The following is a 1,708-nucleotide window of genomic DNA, read 5'->3' as shown; positions in this document are numbered from 1 at the left end:
CCTCCTCGTATAATAAGTTTTAAAGTTAATAATTCAGATATCAGCAGGCTTTGAGATGCCCGTGATACAATGCTGTCAGGTCGGCAGGGTCAAGCTCTTCTGCCTCCAGTTGAACCGAAAGGTTGCTTCAGAGTAAGTCCGTTCCCCTGGGCCGGAAGTTAGCTGCAAACTCATTGGCTGTTTGCCGGATGTGAGGCCGCCCCTTCAGCAGTGGGGGACATCGCATTGGCCTTCTCCGGAATGATTCTTATAAGCGAGGTTGCTGATGCTCCGGTCATCATGGGTATCTCAAAGCCTGTTGACCTGAAATCCGCCATGCGGGGAGGTGATATTCGTGAACAAGCTTTTCGTTGGCATTGATGTGAGTAGCCAGAACAACGTTTCTTACTTGATGGATTCGGATGGAGTCAAATATAGCAGCTTTTCCGTGCAGAACAATCTTGGCGGTGCTAAACTGTTGACAGAAAAGATCGTGTCGGCAATGGAAACGCTGAAGCTCTCCGATGTGGTCATCGGGATGGAGTCCACTTCCATCTACGGGAACCACTTGGTCCACACTCTGCGGGAGGACGGAACGCTTGGCCGCTACCAGCGAAAGATCCATGTGCTCAACCCAAAGCAGGTCAGCAAATTCAAGGAGTCTTATCCAGACCTGCCAAAGAATGATTGGGTGGATGCTTTTGTAATTGCCGACTGTCTTCGATTCGGAAGGATCAGATCGGAGGTCTACATGGACGATTACCGCTATGAAGCCCTGAAAACCCTTACCAGAGCCCGGTTTTACGCCGTACAGAACCTTGCCCGGGAGAAGCAACGCTTCGCCAACCTATTATTCCTCAAGTGTTCCGGTCTGGCTCAAAGCGCAGATATCAAGAACACCAGCTCTACTGTTCTCTCCCTCATGGAAGAATATGAAACGGTAGATGATCTGGCCAACGCCGATCTGGAGGATTTGACCGCATTTGTGACTGCGGCAGGTCGGGGCCGCTTTGCTGATCCCGAGAATACTGCGAAGACTCTGCAGGCCGCTGCAAGAGGCTCTTACCGGCTTCCCAAAACCATCAACGACTCTGTCAATCAGGCCATGTCGGTTTCCATTGCGACCATGCGCTCCATGAAGGAGCAGATCAAGGTGCTGGAGAAAGCCATTGAGCAGCAGTTTGAAATCATCCCAAACACGCTTACCTCCATTCCTGGCATCGGCAAAGTTTACTCCGCCGGGATCATCGCCGAGATCGGCGACATCAACCGTTTCCAATCTCAGGCTTCCGTTGCCAAGTATGCCGGTCTTGTGTGGACACAGCATCAGTCTGGCAATTTCGAAGCCGAGAACACCCGCATGATTAAATCCGGCAACCGATTCCTTCGCTACTACCTGCTGGAAGCTGCAAACTCTGTGAGAGGATGCGACCCCGAGTTTCAGCGCTACTATGACCTCAAATACCACGAGGTCAATAAGGGCCAGCATAAACGTGCACTCGCTTTAACTGCCAGAAAACTGGTTCGGTTGGTCTTTCGACTGCTAAAAGACAACCGCCTGTATAACCGTTGGTGAGCTGATCTCACTGACATTTCTGGCCCTGCTTTTGAAACATTTTGCAGGTAGGGCTTGGATGAGTGTTGCCTTTTTTCTGAGCAGTCTGCCTAAAATAGCCGTTTTTCTCCAATTTTTTCTTCTTCAGTCTATTGACTTAGCACCATTGGACTT

The 1,708-nt window shown here is 50.4% G+C and carries 1 protein-coding gene; it reads left to right on the top strand.

What is annotated here, in order from left to right; translation table 11 throughout:
• Positions 1–334 precede the first annotated feature (334 nt).
• The gene (locus JQM68_RS13540; protein ID WP_235223548.1) at positions 335–1,555 is read left to right on the top strand and encodes an IS110 family RNA-guided transposase; all 1,221 of its coding nucleotides are present in this window, start codon (positions 335–337) and stop codon (positions 1,553–1,555) included.
• The last annotated feature ends 153 nt before the right edge of the window (positions 1,556–1,708 follow it).

This window comes from Oscillibacter valericigenes, from assembly GCF_021531435.1.
In the GTDB taxonomy this organism is placed as follows: Bacteria; Bacillota; Clostridia; order Oscillospirales; family Oscillospiraceae; genus Oscillibacter; species Oscillibacter valericigenes_B.
The sequence above is the reverse complement of the archived record's forward strand: the minus strand, read 5'-3'. Positions and strand labels throughout refer to the sequence as shown.